General features: G+C 48.8%; 15 protein-coding genes. All 15 read left to right on the top strand.

Going from position 1 to position 17,354, the window contains the following annotated elements:
• Positions 1-8 precede the first annotated feature (8 nt).
• Complete coding sequence (gene flgL, locus CFF01_RS12730; protein WP_088905048.1) at positions 9-1,226, top strand: flagellar hook-associated protein FlgL; 1,218 nt, start codon at positions 9-11, stop codon at positions 1,224-1,226.
• Positions 1,227-1,446: 220 nt separating this feature from the next.
• On the top strand, positions 1,447-2,901 hold the full coding sequence (locus tag CFF01_RS19380) for a flagellin (protein ID WP_088905047.1): 1,455 nt from the start codon (positions 1,447-1,449) through the stop codon (positions 2,899-2,901).
• Between the two features lie 278 nt (positions 2,902-3,179).
• Positions 3,180-4,631, top strand: coding sequence for a flagellin (locus tag CFF01_RS12720; protein ID WP_088905046.1), 1,452 nt, complete (start codon positions 3,180-3,182; stop codon positions 4,629-4,631).
• 161 nt (positions 4,632-4,792) lie between these two features.
• Positions 4,793-5,188 carry a flagellar protein FlaG gene (locus CFF01_RS12715; RefSeq protein WP_232479438.1) on the top strand — a complete coding sequence of 132 codons (396 nt, stop codon included), beginning with the start codon at positions 4,793-4,795 and terminating at the stop codon, positions 5,186-5,188.
• Positions 5,189-5,199: 11 nt separating this feature from the next.
• Entirely contained in the window at positions 5,200-6,567 is a 1,368-nt protein-coding gene (fliD, locus tag CFF01_RS12710) for a flagellar filament capping protein FliD (protein ID WP_088905045.1), read from the top strand.
• A 110-nt stretch (positions 6,568-6,677) separates the two neighbouring features.
• Complete coding sequence (locus CFF01_RS12705) at positions 6,678-7,010, top strand: flagella biosynthesis chaperone for FliD, FliT (RefSeq protein WP_157704997.1); 333 nt, start codon at positions 6,678-6,680, stop codon at positions 7,008-7,010.
• Between the two features lie 8 nt (positions 7,011-7,018).
• Complete coding sequence (gene fliS, locus CFF01_RS12700; RefSeq protein WP_088905043.1) at positions 7,019-7,429, top strand: flagellar export chaperone FliS; 411 nt, start codon at positions 7,019-7,021, stop codon at positions 7,427-7,429.
• Positions 7,430-7,695: 266 nt separating this feature from the next.
• The gene (locus tag CFF01_RS12695; protein WP_033540695.1) at positions 7,696-9,129 is read left to right on the top strand and encodes a sigma-54 dependent transcriptional regulator; all 1,434 of its coding nucleotides are present in this window, start codon (positions 7,696-7,698) and stop codon (positions 9,127-9,129) included.
• A 205-nt stretch (positions 9,130-9,334) separates the two neighbouring features.
• Positions 9,335-10,360, top strand: coding sequence for a sensor histidine kinase (locus tag CFF01_RS12690; RefSeq protein ID WP_232479567.1), 1,026 nt, complete (start codon positions 9,335-9,337; stop codon positions 10,358-10,360).
• Complete coding sequence (locus CFF01_RS12685) at positions 10,353-11,699, top strand: sigma-54-dependent transcriptional regulator (RefSeq protein WP_088905041.1); 1,347 nt, start codon at positions 10,353-10,355, stop codon at positions 11,697-11,699. Before CFF01_RS12690 ends, CFF01_RS12685 begins: the two co-directional genes overlap by 8 nt.
• A gap of 231 nt (positions 11,700-11,930) precedes the next feature.
• A complete protein-coding gene (gene fliE, locus CFF01_RS12680; RefSeq protein WP_088905040.1) occupies positions 11,931-12,263 on the top strand; it encodes a flagellar hook-basal body complex protein FliE in 333 nt (110 codons plus the stop codon).
• Between the two features lie 64 nt (positions 12,264-12,327).
• On the top strand, positions 12,328-14,022 hold the full coding sequence (fliF, locus tag CFF01_RS12675; protein WP_033540691.1) for a flagellar basal-body MS-ring/collar protein FliF: 1,695 nt from the start codon (positions 12,328-12,330) through the stop codon (positions 14,020-14,022).
• Positions 14,015-15,058, top strand: a complete 1,044-nt coding sequence (fliG, locus tag CFF01_RS12670) for a flagellar motor switch protein FliG (RefSeq protein ID WP_033540690.1) — start codon at positions 14,015-14,017, stop codon at positions 15,056-15,058. The genes fliF and fliG overlap by 8 nt, the downstream gene beginning before the upstream one ends.
• Entirely contained in the window at positions 15,058-16,017 is a 960-nt protein-coding gene (gene fliH, locus CFF01_RS12665; protein ID WP_088905038.1) for a flagellar assembly protein FliH, read from the top strand. Before fliG ends, fliH begins: the two co-directional genes overlap by 1 nt.
• A complete protein-coding gene (gene fliI / locus CFF01_RS12660) occupies positions 15,989-17,329 on the top strand; it encodes a flagellar protein export ATPase FliI (protein WP_088905037.1) in 1,341 nt (446 codons plus the stop codon). Before fliH ends, fliI begins: the two co-directional genes overlap by 29 nt.
• Positions 17,330-17,354: the final 25 nt, after the last annotated feature.

Here is a 17,354-nt window from a genome sequence, read left to right as displayed (position 1 = left end):
CTTTTATTATGCGGATCTCAACGGCGCAGATGTTTAATCAAAACATTAATAGCGTGCTTAACAAGCAATCGGCAACCAGCAAGATCATCGATCAGATCGCCAGCGGCAAGCGAGTCAATACCGCGGGTGACGATCCTGTGGCGGCGATTGGTATCGATAACCTCAATCAGCAAAATGCCTTGGTCGATCAGTTTATGAAGAATATCGACTATGCCACCAATCGCCTGGCCTTGACCGAGAGCAAGCTAGGCAGTGCCGAGACGCTGGCTAGCTCAGTAAAGGATCAAATATTAAGGACGATCAATGGTGCCCTTAGCGGAACAGACCGGCAAACTATTGCCAATGAGATGAAATCGAGCCTCGAAGAGTTACTCAGTATTGCCAACAGCAAAGATGAATCAGGCAATTATCTTTTTTCGGGCAACAAGACGTCGACTAAACCGTTTTCGTTCGACGGTACAGGGCAAGTTATTTACAGCGGCGATAGCGGCATACGGCAAGCAATCGTGGCATCGAGCGTTACCATAGGCACCAATTTGCCGGGTGATAGTGCTTTTATGAAAGCAGCCAATCCATTGGGCGACTTTAGTGTCAATTATTTGCCGGGGCAAACAGGCGATATCTATATTGAAAGCGCAAAAATAGTCGATCAAGCAGGTCACGTGCCTGTAGCTCCCGAGCAGTACACCTTTGATTTTGCCGATAATGGCGCGGGTGGTCTTGATTTAACGGTAACAGACTCTGCTACTCCTGCGACTACCTGGACGTTTGCTAATTTTGATGCCAGTAACCCAGTTAGCTTTAACGGTATAGAAGTGACAATCGACGGGGCGCCCGCTGCGGGAGACTCCTTTACGCTGTCACCGCAAACCGAGGTGAGTATTTTCGACACCATTAATCAGGCGATAGCGCTTCTTGAAGATCCATCAAAAGTCAATACACCGCAAGGTGATTCTGAATTGGCACAGTTATTGAATCAAATGAGTAACGGTATGCAACAGATAGATTTTGACAGAGGCATAGCGGGTAATGACCTTAAACGGGCTGAAAGTTATCTATCAAGCCACACTGAGGAAAAACTGGTGAATACCTCTGCACTGTCGCTGTTAGAAGATCTCGATTTTGCCGAAGCCATTACTGAGCTTGAAAAGCAGCAGGTGGCACTAAATGCGGTGTCTAGCGTATTTACTAAAGTCGGATCAACAACCTTGTTTGACTATATATAGAAAAATTTGAATCGAATGATCTGCAAGGCGACTAATTAGCAAGCAGATTGAATGCATCGATTACCACGATATTTTATATCAGCAATGTTCAAGGGTTATCGACCTGAAGTTACTGTTCTAGAGATCTAGAGAGTATATGAGCAGTTTGGTTGATTAACCTGATTAACACGTTTAGCCAAGCTCCTAGTCTTGGCAATGCTACTACTAAGAGGAAAGCAATATGGCTATTACAGTTAACACTAATGTTACTTCACTGAAGGCGCAGAAAAACCTGAATGGTGCCAATAACCACCTACAAACTTCTATGGAGCGTCTATCATCTGGCCTGCGGATCAACAGCGCCAAGGATGATGCTGCCGGGCTGCAAATCTCCAACCGTTTGACCAGCCAGATCAATGGTCTGGGGGTGGCGCAACGTAACGCCAACGATGGTATCTCGATTGCGCAGACTGCCGAAGGCGCGATGCAGGAGTCAACCAATATTCTGCAACGTATGCGTGATCTGTCGCTGCAATCGGCTAATGGCTCTAATTCCGTGGAAGATCGAGCTGCCATGCAAAAAGAGTTATCTGCTCTGCAATCAGAGTTGACTCGTATCGCCGATACTACTTCCTTTGGTAACCAAAAGTTGTTGAATGGTAGCTATGGAACTCAGGCATTTCAGGTTGGTGCCAATGCTAATGAAACGATTTCTGTAACACTTGGTAATGTGTCTGCGACTGCGATTGGTAGCAATCAGATTGCAGGTGGTGGAAGTAAGTTCGGTGCTGTTGTTGCTGGCACGACAAACACTGTAACTGCCGACACTTTAACTGTGTCAGGTAATGGTAAGACAGTTGGTAGTCTGAGTGTTGATGCCAATTCATCAGCGGCTGAATACGCTGCAGCTATAAATGGTGCAACTGGTACAGGTGTAAAAGCAGAAGCAAGAACTGCTGTGCAGTTGGATTTTCAACCAGCTGCGGGCACGAATTCTGTGAGTTTTGATTTGGATGTAGGAGGGGCCAGCGGTACAAATACTCTTAGTATTACCAGTGCCACTTCTTCTCAAGATATCGTGGATCAAATCAATGCCGGTGCAAGCAGTGTAGGTTTGAGTGCCAAGTTGGAGGGGGGCAAGATTGAGCTCGTCAACGAAAATGGCGATAACATAAGTATTACCGGCTACTCAGTATCAGGAACTGCCGTTACAGCATTTACCATGGACTCCTATGACGCTGATGGTAATTTGAGTGGCTCGGCAGTTACAGCTGCTGCGGATGTGACCGCATCTGGTTATGTTGAAGTGAATAGCTCTAGCAGCTTTACTATTACAGGCGGTACTACAGCTGAAGCATTAGGGGCTACAGCTTCTTCTTTGGCTTCAGTATCCACTATTGATATAGGTACTGCTGAGGGGGCTCAAAGTGCGTTGGCTATTATTGATTCAGCTATTGCAGGCATTGACAGCCAACGAGCGGATTTAGGTGCAGTACAAAACCGCATGAGCTTTACCATCAACAACCTCAATAGCATTGCGACTAACGTATCTGACGCCCGTAGTCGAATCCAGGATGTGGATTTCGCCAAGGAAACCGCACAGATGACCAAGCAGCAGATTCTGTCTCAGACTTCGTCTGCCATGTTGGCCCAGGCGAACCAGCTACCACAGGTAGCTTTGTCGTTACTTGGCTAACTTTGAACTGGAAATTATATAATGAGACACAAGGGGTCTAAAGGCCCCTTGTGTCTCATTTACTCTTGCTGCTGGTTAAAGTAGTACAGTCGTTAGTTGATTGCTATGGCTATATCTCGCATTTAAATCTATAAAATACATAGACTTAATGAGGTTGGTAAAAAATAATATATTTTGGCTAAAGTTTCTCTGCTGGCCGCCGCTACAGTTAATGTACAGATTAGCTCCGCCTGGCTTGACAGCTAGCCAGCGGTCAACCAGCAAGAGAGGAACCAACTATGGCAATTTCCGTCAATACTAACGTGACTTCACTGAGCTCACAAAAGAACCTCAGCAATGCCAATAACGCATTGAAAACATCAATGGAGCGGTTGTCATCGGGGCTGCGTATTAATAGCGCCAAAGACGATGCCGCCGGTCTGCAAATCTCCAACCGTTTGACCAGCCAGATCAATGGTCTGGGGGTGGCGCAACGTAACGCCAACGATGGTATCTCGATTGCGCAGACTGCCGAAGGCGCGATGCAGGAGTCAACCAATATTCTGCAACGTATGCGTGACTTGTCCCTACAGTCAGCTAACGGATCTAACTCTGCAGAAGATCGCGCTTCTATGCAGAAAGAAATTGCCTCACTGCAAACAGAACTTACTCGTATAGCTGATACTACTTCCTTTGGTGGCCAAAAGTTGTTGAATGGTAGCTATGGAACTCAGGCATTTCAGGTTGGTGCCAATGCTAATGAAACGATTTCTGTAACACTTGGTAATGTGTCTGCGACTGCGATTGGTAGCAATCAGATTGCAGGTGGTGGAAGTAAGTTCGGTGCTGTTGTTGCTGGCACGACAAACACTGTAACTGCCGACACTTTAACTGTGTCAGGTAATGGTAAGACAGTTGGTAGTCTGAGTGTTGGTGCCAATTCATCAGCGGCTGAATACGCTGCAGCTATAAATGGTGCAACTGGTACAGGTGTAAAAGCAGAAGCAAGAACTGCTGTGCAGTTGGATTTTCAACCAGCTGCGGGCACGAATTCTGTGAGTTTTGATTTGGATGTAGGAGGGGCCAGCGGTACAAATACTCTTAGTATTACCAGTGCCACTTCTTCTCAAGATATCGTGGATCAAATCAATGCCGGTGCAAGCAGTGTAGGTTTGAGTGCCAAGTTGGAGGGGGGCAAGATTGAGCTCGTCAACGAAAATGGCGATAACATAAGTATTACCGGCTACTCAGTATCAGGAACTGCCGTTACAGCATTTACCATGGACTCCTATGACGCTGATGGTAATTTGAGTGGCTCGGCAGTTACAGCTGCTGCGGATGTGACCGCATCTGGTTATGTTGAAGTGAATAGCTCTAGCAGCTTTACTATTACAGGCAGTACTACAGCTGAAGCATTAGGGGCTACAGCTTCTTCTTTGGCTTCAGTATCCACTATTGATATAGGTACTGCTGAGGGGGCTCAAAGTGCGTTGGCTATTATTGATTCAGCTATTGCAGGCATTGACAGCCAACGAGCGGATTTAGGTGCAGTACAAAACCGCATGAACTTTACCATCAACAACCTCAATAGCATTGCGACTAACGTATCCGACGCCCGTAGTCGAATCCAGGATGTCGATTTCGCCAAGGAAACCGCACAGATGACCAAGCAACAGATTCTGTCTCAGACTTCGTCTGCCATGCTAGCTCAAGCGAATCAGCTGCCACAGGTGGCCCTATCACTACTATAATCGAGTGATAAGCCGTTAGTGAGTAAGGTGGATAGGGAGAGTCGGCAACGGCTCTCCCTTTGCCTTATAAGTGGGGTGTATTCAATATTAAGCGGTTAGACAATCGATGAAAGTCATTTTTGGCTTATTAATTGCTTAAAAGTAATAGATTGAGGTGTATCATGGACGTTAATTTTCCTAATACTTCGATGCCGTCGCAGCGAAAAGATAGCTTGGCGCACATGGTCGATAAAAAGGCCGAGCTGGTGTCGCCCCCCTTAGCGGATGAGGGTATTCAATCCGCAGGCGATACCGAGCGTTCGGTGAGTCAGGTAAATCAGGTATCAAAAGCAGACGCCGAAGAACTCAATCAAGCTGTTAATGACATTGCTGCGAGTATGAGTTTGATGCAAAAAGGCTTAGCCTTTAATATCGACGAAGATTCAGGTTTGCAAGTGGTCAAGGTGATTGACGTACAAAGCGGTGATTTGATCCGTCAGATCCCCAATGAGGAAGCATTAGAGATCGCCCGAAAGCTAAATGAAGTGGCGGGCTTGTTAATGAAAACTGAGGTCTAGTAGAGGTTACTATGGGTTTAACTGCAGTCGGTATTGGTTCAGGTATAGATATTGGTGGTATTGTTTCGGCATTGGTTAATGCTGAGAGTGCCAGCAAAATTGCTAAATTTGATGTCAACGAAGGTAAGCTTAATGCCCAAATCTCAGGCATTGGGGCATTAAAAAGCGCCATGTCTGAGTTTAACAGTAAACTTGAATCCTTAACTAAGGCAGAGACCTTTGGTAGTCAAAAAGTGGTTACTTCAACCAAAGATTATCTGTCTGCTAGCGTAGATAAATCCGCGGTATCGGGTGTTTATCAAGTGCAAGTGGAGCAACTGGCACAAAGCCAAAAAGTTGGTACCGCTGTGGTTGCCGATGATACTTCTCCCATAGGTGAAGGCTCTTTATCTATTAGTGTCGGTAGCGGTACAGCCTTTAATATTGATGTGTCGGATACCGACTCGCTCACCAATATCATGGAAAAGATTAATACTGCCGAAGACAACACAGATGTTACGGCGACTATTATTCATGGTGAGTTAGGGCCTCAGTTGGTCTTGGGTTCGAAAAAGACTGGCGAAGATAACAGCATTTCGGTGACGGCTACCGACACTGGTGTGGGTACAGGGCTTTCTGATACCTTTACTATGAGCGAGCTGACGCCCGCTAAAAATGCCATAGTGCACATTGATGGCGTTAAAGTGGTATCACAAACCAATAGTATAGACGATGCGATAACAGGCGTGTCACTAACCCTAACTGATGCCGATATTGCTAAGACCACGACCCTGACAGTCAGCCAGGATACTGCCAAAACCAAGGGCGCAATTGAAGGCTTTGTCGAGTCATATAATGCGTTAATGACTACGATTCAGGACCTCACCGGATATGACGCCGATACTAAGCAAGCGGGTATATTACAGGGCGATGCTTTACCCCGAAGCATCCAGAGTCAGTTACGTGGAATGGTATCATCTGGTGTAGACACCTCAGATGGCATGCAGATGTTAGCTAACTTCGGGGTGAAGACGACTCGTGAAGGTTTACTGGAAATCGATTCTGATAAGCTGAAAGATTCGATTGAAAATAATCAGTCAGCTATTGCCGAACTGTTTTCCACTGAAGAAACTGGTCTTGCCCACAAAATGTCGAACCTGGTTGATACTTATGTGAAGTCGGGAGGGATTATCGATGGACGCGACAATTCGTTAGATGAGCAGTTGTCGCGTATTGCCGATAGTCGTGAACAGTTAAACCGCAGAATGGCTGCGTATGAAGATAGATTATATAAGCAGTTTAACGCGATGGACTTGGTGGTTGCGAACTTAAACTCACAGTCGAATATGTTGATTTCCCGTTTAGACTCGTTGCCAGGCGTGGTGAAGCAAAATAACTAGTTTCAAAAGAGTGATGTTATTTGCGTTTCAAAGCTGCTGATAGCTGAGTCGAAATATTGGCATGACGATTAACACTGCTAGCACCAATTGAATGAATGGTTGAGGTCGGAGTGAACGAGTATATTAATCTGTTAGACGATATTAATAGTAAGGCACTGTTAGTTTTAGATAAAATCAACAGTGTGAGTGCTGAGGATGAATTGTCGTCTAGTTTGGTGCAGGAATTGCATGAATTAATAGAGAAGCGGGCAACCTTGTTGCAAGCTTTAGTGTCTGATGATGACTTTACCGACAGAGAAGCACTTGAACATCAGCTTATACTCAGTCAAAGATTAACGGTTAAAAGTAAAAAGGTGTTGAGTCATCGTTTGTCATTATTACATTCAAATACTGCTGCTAAGCGTCAAATTAAGGCTTATCAAGCAATAGAATCAAACAGGTAGGTGTAAATATGCGTGGTTCAATGCAATCATATCGAAAGGTTTCAGTGGAGAGTGATTTAAGTGTTGCTTCACCGCATCGGGTTATCCAAATGTTGTTGACTGGTGCAATAGAGCGTTTAGCCCAAGCGAAATGCGCCATTGAACAGGACGATGTGGCTCAGCGAGGTTTATTGATCGGCAAGGCCATCGGCATTGTAAATGGTCTGAATGGCAGCCTAAATATGGATGCTGAAGGTGATGTTGCCGCAAATCTTTCACAGCTCTACGACTATATGCTGGTACGTTTGTCTGAGGCTAATGTTAACAATGATGTTAAGGCCATAGACGATGTGGTCACACTGCTTAAAACCATCAAAGAAGGTTGGGATGCGATTCCTCAAAATGAGCATCATTTGGCATCGCACACAGAAGCAATTTAGCCTTAGTTACTACCTTTCTGAACAATAACTTTTTGGCAGGCGTCAATTGATTGGCGCCTGTTGCTTGATACGTTGAGAATTTGCTCTAAAATCAGATGAGTTTGTCAGAAAATGAATCTGATACTTGCTAATATGCTGCTGATAATACACTATTCCGTGTGATAGTCGTTTTTTGCAAAATTGATTTAAAACGATTATCTCGCTTTCTAAGCAACTAACACTAATAATTAATGCGAATAACACTGAGTGCTTTACGGCCTTCTTAAATGATGCATACAGATCAACGAATTCTACTTGTCGGTAATCAGTCAGAGCGAATTAATCGCTTATCTTGTGTTTTTGAGTTTCTTGGTGAGCAAGTCGAATTGCTTCCTGTCGATAAACTCGAATCTCGAATGTCGAATACCCGCTATAGAGCGCTTGTTATTGCACAAGAGGCTCAGTCTAAGACCTTGTTGCAATCTATTGCTACTTCCATGCCTTGGCAGCCGATTTTATTGCTGGGTGCTAACGGTGATGTCTCAGCAAGTAATATTTTAGGTTGTATCGAAGAGCCGCTGAACTATCCCCAGCTGACAGAGTTATTGCATTTTTGTCAGGTGTTTGTGCACACCAAACGTCCCGATGTGCCAACCAGTGGTAATCAGACCAAGTTATTTCGTAGTTTAGTGGGCCGCAGTGAAGGTATTGCTCAGGTTCGCCATCTGATTAATCAGGTCGCGGGTTCAGATGCCACAGTATTAGTTTTAGGCCAGTCTGGTACGGGAAAAGAGGTCGTTGCCCGTAATATTCATTATATTTCTGATCGCCGCGATGGCCCATTTATTCCGGTGAACTGTGGCGCTATACCGCCAGAGCTGCTGGAGAGTGAGCTATTTGGTCATGAGAAGGGCTCGTTTACTGGCGCCATCAGCGCCCGTAAAGGGCGTTTTGAACTTGCCGAAGGGGGCACCCTATTTCTCGATGAGATAGGTGATATGCCGCTGCAGATGCAGGTTAAGCTGCTTCGGGTTTTGCAGGAGCGCGTGTTTGAAAGGGTTGGTGGCAGTAAGCCCATACATACCAACGTACGTGTTATCGCCGCGACCCACAGAGAGCTAGAGACCATGATCGCCAATGGCGAGTTTAGAGAAGATCTCTTCTATCGCCTCAATGTCTTCCCTGTAGAGATGCCGGCTCTGTGTGAGCGCAAAGACGATATTCCATTACTATTGCAAGAGTTAGTCAGCCGCGTCTACAACGAAGGTCGTGGCAAGGTACGTTTTACCCAGCGGGCTATTGAGTCTCTTAAAGAACATAGCTGGTCGGGTAATGTGCGTGAGCTGTCTAACTTGGTTGAGCGTCTTACCATCCTTTATCCTGGTGGCTTGGTCGATGTGAACGATCTGCCGTTGAAATACCGCCATATTGATGTGCCGGAATATCAGGTGCAGGTCAGCGAAGAGGAGCTGGAGCGCGATGCGTTGGCGTCTATCTTTAGTGATGAGGTAGCGGTCGATATTCCAGAGAGCCGTTTCCCTAGCGAGTTGCCGCCGGAAGGCGTTAACCTTAAAGATCTGCTGGCAGAGCTTGAGATAGACATGATTCGCCAGGCATTGGATCAACAAGACAACGTCGTTGCCCGCGCTGCTGAAATGCTTGGTATTCGCCGCACCACGCTGGTTGAGAAGATGCGTAAGTACGGCATGAGTAAAGATTAATTCCAGCTCGCCACAATGCAACAAACAAAGGCCCATTTCAGGGCCTTTGTCGTTTCTTAACTATAATTCTTTGTTAATTATGATTTTTTAATTGGCATATTATCTGCATTCACTCGGTTAGCAGCAATTTATTGACGGAGTGGTTATGGCCGCAAATCCCAAGGTGGCATATTCAGCACAGGCGCAGGCAACACGGGGACCTTCTATGGTCGCCGGTGTCGTTGCCAATGATGCTATGTCCAGTCGCATGGAGCATATCTTACAGGCCATGCCTTCAGGCGTAGTGATCATCAATGGGGATGGTGTAGTTACCGATGCCAATCCTGTCGCCGTGCAACTGTTGGGACAGCCCTTAACTGGAATGCGCTGGTTGCAGATCATCAATCGCGCCTTTTCTCCACAGGATGATGATGGCCACGAGGTATCATTGAAAAATGGTCGCCGAGTTAAACTGGCTATCACCCCACTAACGCCAGAACCCGGTCAGCTTATTGTTTTGACAGACTTGACCGAAACCCGCTTGCTACAAAAAAATCTCTCCCATCTGCAGCGACTCTCCGCTCTTGGCAAAATGGTGGCCAGTTTAGCTCATCAAGTTCGCACGCCTTTATCGGCGGCGCTGTTATATGCGGCTAACCTCGGAAGTCCTAGTTTGGCACAACCGGCCAGAGAACGTTTCCAAGGTAAGTTGATTGATAGGCTCAACGAGTTGTCACAGCAGGTAGATGATATGTTGCTGATGGCCAAGGGGCGTCAGCAGGAGTTGAGCGAGGTCTGTGATATGCAGCATGTCATGGGGTCTGTAATGGCAAACTGCGAGCCCATTGCCGAGCGAAAATCTTGTCAGTTGCATTTAAATCTTGCATCCACTCAGTTATTTAAAGCTAATCCTGCCGCGCTTAGCTCAGCGATTAACAATTTGGTGATCAATGCCATAGAAGCCGGCGCCAGTCAGGTATGGCTAAATGCCGTCGATGATGGGCATGCGATAGCCTTTGAAGTCGTCGATAACGGAAAAGGGTTAGACACCGCAATGCAGGAGAAGGTGCTTGAGCCTTTCTTCACGACCAAGGCGCAAGGTACAGGTCTTGGCTTGGCGGTTGTGCAAACTGTGGTTGCTAACCACCAAGGGCGCCTGCTGCTCAATTGTATTGCGGGGAAGGGATGCCGCGCCTCATTTAATTTGCCAGCGGTCCAAGCCGAGTCGACCCCGGAGGTGAGCCATGGCTGAAGCCAAGATACTACTTGTTGAAGATGATGCTTCACTGCGCGAAGCATTAGTGGATACTCTGTTACTTGCTCAATATGAATGTGTCGATGTCGAGTCGGCCGAAGCAGCGATAATCGCGCTCAAGGGGCACGATTTCGATATGGTGATCAGTGATGTGCAGATGGAAGGCATAGGTGGCCTGGGTTTAGTGGCTTACCTGCAGCAGCACTGCTCACAGATCCCCATCTTGCTCATGACAGCCTATGCGACCATAGACAGCGCCGTCAGCGCAATTAAATTAGGGGCGGTGGATTATCTCGCCAAACCCTTTGCACCAGAGGTGCTGCTTAATCAGGTCTCTCGTTACCTCAAGCCTAAACTCATTGAGGATCAACCCGTGGTCGCCGATGAGCGCAGCCTGGCGCTACTCTCGTTGGCGCAGAAAGTGGCGCAGTCCGATGCTTCTGTGATGATCATGGGACCAAGTGGATCGGGTAAAGAGGTACTTGCACGCTACATACATCAGCACAGTCAAAGGGCTGAGCAGCCGTTTGTGGCGATAAACTGCGCCGCGATCCCCGAGAATATGCTAGAAGCCACGCTATTTGGTTATGAGAAAGGCGCCTTTACCGGGGCTTATCAGGCGTGTCCGGGTAAATTTGAACAGGCTCAGGGCGGCACCTTGCTGCTCGATGAGATCTCAGAGATGGATCTGGGGTTGCAAGCCAAATTACTGCGGGTGTTGCAAGAGCGTGAAGTTGAGCGACTCGGTGGGCGTAAGACCATTAAGCTCGATGTGCGCGTTTTGGCAACGTCGAACCGAGATCTCAAGTCGATGGCCACTAAAGGAGAGTTTAGGGAAGATCTCTATTATCGCATCAATGTATTCCCTTTGACTTGGCCAGCCTTGCATCAACGTCCGGCCGATATTTTGCCTTTAGCGCGGCACTTAGTGTTGCGTCATGCTAAAGCGGCGGGTCTAGCGCAGGCGCCAACTTTGGACGATCAGGCGTGTCGGCGTTTGTTAGGACATAGGTGGCCTGGCAACGTACGTGAACTGGATAACGTGGTACAGCGCGCGCTGATTTTACAGTCAGGTGATGCCATTGGTGCCAAGGATATCATTATCGATACACAGGATGTGATGCTGGAACCACTGAGTGACAGTGAGCATAAGCAAACTGAGCCCGATGGTCTCGGGGATGAGCTTAAGGCCCAAGAGCATGTGATCATTCTTGAAACTCTTAACCAGTGTAATGGCAGTCGTAAGCAGGTGGCTGAAAAGCTGGGGATCAGCGCCAGGACGTTAAGGTATAAGATGGCGCGAATGCGCGATATGGGGATTCAGATCCCCGCATGAAGTCGGTAAAAGCGTAAAAAGAGAAAAGCGAAATGCTCACCTAGTGCCTGCATTTCGCTTTTCTTGTTGCCCATCATTTTCTCTATTTCTCTCCTCATTGTCTCTTTCATTCTCGCCTATGCCCTTGTTTAAAGCTGCTGGCGTCACGCTATTTCCATTTTTGGCAAACATATTGCATTGGACTGAATAAGAATAGATTTCGTCAAATTCACGACGATAGCGGAGGCCAATATGCAGATAGGTGCCAATTCATTACTGCAAGAGATGCAGTCACTCACAGGCGAGATTAAGCCTGGTGCGATCACGCCCAATATCACTCAACAAGTGGCTAATACCAGTGGCAGTGACTTCGGTAACTTGCTGTCGCAGGCTGTCGGAAACGTTAATGCCCTGCAGGCAGCCTCTTCCTCGTTACAGACACGTCTCGACATGGGGGACACCCGTGTGACCTTGTCTGATACCGTTATCGCTCGCGAAAAGTCCAGCGTTGCCTTTGAAGCGACCGTTCAGGTGCGTAATAAGTTGGTCGAAGCCTATAAAGAGATCATGAGTATGCCTGTCTAGGCATGGCTGGTGACTATCACCCTAAGATGATTCAAAACAGCAGGTATTTATCGTGAGTACAGATATGGTAGTCGGAACAGGCGCTGGCACAGCACAGGATATGTTGGCTGGTGGCGTACAAGAAGAGCATAAGCCAAGCGGCGGCATGTTTGGCGGTGTCGATATGCTTAGGCAGATCACCATGATCCTGGCGCTGGCTATCTGTTTAGCATTGGCAGTTTTCGTCATGCTGTGGGCACAGGAGCCTGAATACCGTCCTCTAGGCAAGATGGATACCCAAGAGATGGTGCAGGTGCTTGATGTGCTGGACAAGAACAAAGTCAATTACCAAATTGACGTCGATGTGCTTAAGGTGCCTGAAGATCAGTATCAAGACGTCAAGATGATGCTCAGCCGCGCAGGCATCGACAACTCGCCTGGCCGTGATGATTTTCTTACTAAAGACAGTGGTTTTGGCGTTAGCCAGCGGATGGAAGCGGCGAGACTGAAGAACAGTCAGGAGCAAAATCTGGCCCGCACTATCGAAGAGCTTAAGAGTGTCAGCCGTGCCAAGGTGATCCTAGCGATTCCTAAAGAAAATGTTTTTGCCCGTAATCGTTCTAAGCCAAGCGCAACTGTGGTCGTCAATGCCCGTCGCGGTGGACTAGGTCAAGAAGAGGTTGACTCGATTGTTGATATCGTCGCTTCAGCCGTTCATGGTTTGGAGCCGACCCGTGTGACAGTGACTGATTCTAACGGTCGCTTGCTAAACTCGGGAAGTCAGACGGCAGTATCCGCCCGAGCGCGCCGCGAACTTGAGCTAGTACAGCAAAAGGAAGCCGAGTATCGCAACAAGGTTGAATCGATTTTGATGCCTATTTTGGGGCCAGAAAACTTTACCGCTCAGGTGGATGTCAATATGGACTTCACTGCCGTCGAGCAGACCGCCAAGCGTTATAACCCTGACCTTCCTGCAGTACGCAGTGAAATGACGGTGGAGAATAACTCAACCGGCGCCAGCACTGGCGGTATTGCCGGAGCGCTGAGCAATCAGCCGCCAATGGAAGCCAATATTCCTCAGCAAGCCACCGGAAGCTCTCAGGAAAAAATCCTGCCAGGATCCAGTCATAAAGAGGCAACTCGTAACTATGAGTTAGACACCACCATTAGCCATACCCGTCAGCAGATAGGTGTGGTTAGACGTGTGAGCGTTTCGGTGGCGGTCGACTTCAAGACTGGGCCTGCTGGAGAAGATGGTCAGGTGACGCGCGTTGCCCGTACCGAGCAGGAGCTGAGCAATATTCGTCGCCTACTTGAAGGCGCTGTGGGCTTCAATACCCAGCGCGGTGATATGATTGAGGTTGTGACAGTGCCCTTTATGGATCAGCTGGTCGAAGAAGCGCCTGCGCTTGCTATCTACGAAGAGCCTTGGTTCTGGCGAGCGATCAAACTGGTGATGGGCGGCTTAATCATTCTGGCGCTTATCCTCTTCGTCGTGAGGCCAATGCTGAAGCGTCTCATCTACCCAGATGGACAGAAGATGCCTGACGCACCAACACTGGGTGATGAATTGGCCGAGATTGAAGATCAATACGCCGCCGATACGCTGGGTATGCTCAATCGTCCCGATGCGGAATACAGCTATGCTGACGATGGCTCGATTTTGATACCGGATCTGCATAAAGACGATGATATGATAAAGGCGATACGTGCATTGGTAGCTAATGAGCCTGAGCTCTCTACCCAAGTCGTCAAGGGATGGTTACAAGAAAATGAGTAATGATAAAGAGATCGACACAGCCAGTGGTGAGTTCAATACCAAAGATCTTACTGGCATCGAGAAGACAGCCATCCTGCTACTTAGCCTGAGTGAGGCCGATGCAGCCTCGATTCTAAAACACCTCGAGCCTAAACAGGTTCAGAAGGTGGGCATGGCAATGGCCGCCATGAAAGACTTTGGGCAAAGTAAGGTGATCGGTGTGCACAAGCTGTTTCTGGAGGAGGTACAAAAATACTCCTCTATCGGCTTTAACAGCGAAGAGTTTGTGCGTAATGCCCTTACTGCGGCCCTAGGTGAAGACAAGGCCGGCAACCTGATCGAACAGATCATCATGGGCGGTGGCGCCAAGGGGCTAGAGTCGCTCAAATGGATGGACGCCCGTCAGGTGGCGACTATCATTCAAAACGAACACCCACAAATTCAGACCATAGTGCTCTCATATCTGGAGCCGGATCAGGCCGCCGAGATTTTTGCTCAGGCGCCAGAAAATACCCGTCTCGATTTGATGATGCGTATCGCCAACCTTGAAGAGGTGCAACCGGCAGCCCTACAAGAGCTTAATGACATCATGGAGAAACAGTTTGCCGGTCAAGGCGGCGCACAGGCGGCTAAGATGGGCGGCTTGAAGGCGGCGGCCAATATCATGAACTATCTCGACACAGGTGTTGAGAGTCAGTTGATGGAGACGTTGCGCGAAAGCGACGAAGAGATGGCGCAGCAGATCCAAGATCTTATGTTCGTATTTGAAAACCTTGCAGATGTTGACGATATGGGTATTCAAACCTTGCTGCGTGAAGTGCAGCAGGATGTCTTGATGAAAGCGCTTAAAGGCGCCGACGACCAACTTAAAGAGAAGATACTGGGTAACATGTCAAAACGTGCCGCCGAGCTGCTTAAAGATGACCTTGAGGCCATGGGGCCAATACGGATCAGCGAAGTGGAAGTGGCTCAGAAAGAGATCCTATCGATTGCACGTCGTTTGAGTGATGCCGGTGAGATCATCCTCGGTGGTAGCGGCGGAGATGAGTTCCTCTAATGAGTAATGCCGACGATAAGAAAACCCCGCATGTTAGTGGCTCATCCCAGGCCGATTTTAGCCATTGGCAGTTGCCCGATGTCACTCCTGTTATCGAAGAGCCCAAAGAGAATATGTTTGGGCGTTTCGACGCACAAAAAGAGAAGAAACCGCTCGATGAGCCTGTGATGCCGCCAACCCTGGAGGAGATAGAGTCGATTCGCGCCGAGGCCGAAGCTGAAGGCTTTGCCCAGGGAAAAGAGTCCGGTTTTGCCCAAGGGCTAGAAGAGGGACGACTGCAAGGGTTAGAGCAGGGGCATCAAGAAGGTTATCGCCAGGGAGAAGAGCAGGGTTTAGCTTCGGGATTGGCGCAGGCGCAGCAAAATGTTGCCCAGTTTGAAGCCATAATGCAGCAATTATCGGCGCCCTTGTCCTTGCTGGATACCGAAATAGAACAAGCCCTGGTGCAGCTCAGTATGACCTTAGCCAAGGCGGTGATAGGTCACGAACTACATACACATCCCGAGCATATTCTCGCTGCTCTGCGTCAAGGGGTCGATGCCTTGCCACTTAAAGAGCAAGGGGCGCATCTGCGTTTGCACCCTGAGGATATCGCCATCGTCGAGCGACTCTACGAGAGTACGCAATTAACCAAGAATCACTGGGAATTAGAGTCCGATCCAACTCTAAGCCGCGGTGAGTGCATCGTCAGCAATAGCCGCAGCAGGATTGATATGGGGCTTGAGCATCGCATCAAAGCCGTTTTCGAAGGTTTAGTGCAGAGTGAGCAGCGTCTCGAGCAGCAAAGATTACAACAGATAGCCGCGATGGAGAAAATGCCAGAGGCGGATTCAGCAGAGTCTGGGTCGCAGCCTTCAGTCACTGAGACAAGCGATAGCGAGTCGGCAGACGATACTGCTTCAAGCGATGCACCACAAGAGACCAGTCAAAATGAAGACCCGTCAAAGCCGACTGCTTGATAAGCTAAGGCAACACACCCATAGCGTTGTCCCTTTTATGCCAGAGGCCAGTGGTCAGCTGGTGCGCGTGGTGGGTCTCACCCTTGAGGCGACGGGTTGCAAGGCACCCGTGGGGAGTCTGTGTAGCATAGCCACCATGGCAGGAGATCTTGTTGCCGAGGTGATAGGCTTTGACGATAAATTGCTGTATCTAATGCCCATCGAAGAGCTAAATGGCGTGATGCCAGGGGCCAAGGTCACCCCGCTTGGTGAGCAGGCAGGAATTAATGTCGGTATGGGGCTGCTTGGCCGCGTGCTTGACGGCAATGGCGCCCCAATCGATGGTTTGGGGCAATTGCACACAGATCAGAAAGCGACTCGTCGTGCTCCTATGTTAAACCCTCTGGCTCGCCGCGCCATTAGCGAGCCGTTGGACGTTGGGGTAAGGGCTATTAACGCCATGTTAACCGTGGGTAAGGGGCAGCGTATGGGCCTGTTTGCCGGTTCAGGCGTGGGTAAGAGTGTGCTTCTGGGGATGATGACTCGCGGCACCACCGCCGATGTGATTGTGGTGGGGCTGGTTGGTGAGCGTGGCCGCGAAGTGAAAGAATTTATCGAAGAGATCCTGGGGGAAGAGGGCCGCGCCCGCAGCGTGGTGGTGGCGGCGCCAGCCGATACATCGCCCTTGATGAGGCTAAGGGCTTGTGAAACCTCGACCCGTATCGCCGAGTATTTTCGTGACCTTGGCTATAACGTGTTGCTTCTGATGGACAGCCTGACCCGCTATGCTCAGGCGCAGCGAGAGATCGCGTTGGCCGTTGGTGAGCCGCCAGCAACCAAAGGTTATCCGCCTTCGGTGTTTGCCAAATTGCCTAAGCTGGTGGAGCGTGCCGGGAACGGCGGCGCGGGCCAAGGTTCAATTACCGCTTTTTATACCGTATTAACCGAAGGCGACGATCTGCAAGATCCCATCGCCGATGCAGCGAGGGCGATCCTCGACGGCCATATCGTACTGTCGCGTACGTTGGCCGATTCGGGTCATTACCCGGCGATCGATGTCGAAGCGTCTATTAGCCGTGTGGCACCCATGGTGATCAGCGAGGCGCATCTGGAAGCGACACGACGAGTAAAGCAGATGTACTCTCTGTATCAACAGAACCGGGATCTTATCTCCATCGGCGCCTACACTCAGGGCAGCGACCCGCGTATCGATAACGCGATTCGGTTGCAGCCGGCCATGAATGCCTTCCTACGGCAAACCATGAAAGAGGCGATCAGTTTCGATTCCAGTGCCTTGATGTTGGGGCAGTTAAGTGCCCAGTGTCAGGTTTAGCGCTAAGTTGACCGGAGAGATTAAC

The sequence above is a fragment of the Shewanella marisflavi genome (assembly GCF_002215585.1).
In the GTDB taxonomy this organism is placed as follows: Bacteria; Pseudomonadota; Gammaproteobacteria; order Enterobacterales; family Shewanellaceae; genus Shewanella; species Shewanella marisflavi.
The sequence above is the reverse complement of the archived record's forward strand: the minus strand, read 5'-3'. Positions and strand labels throughout refer to the sequence as shown.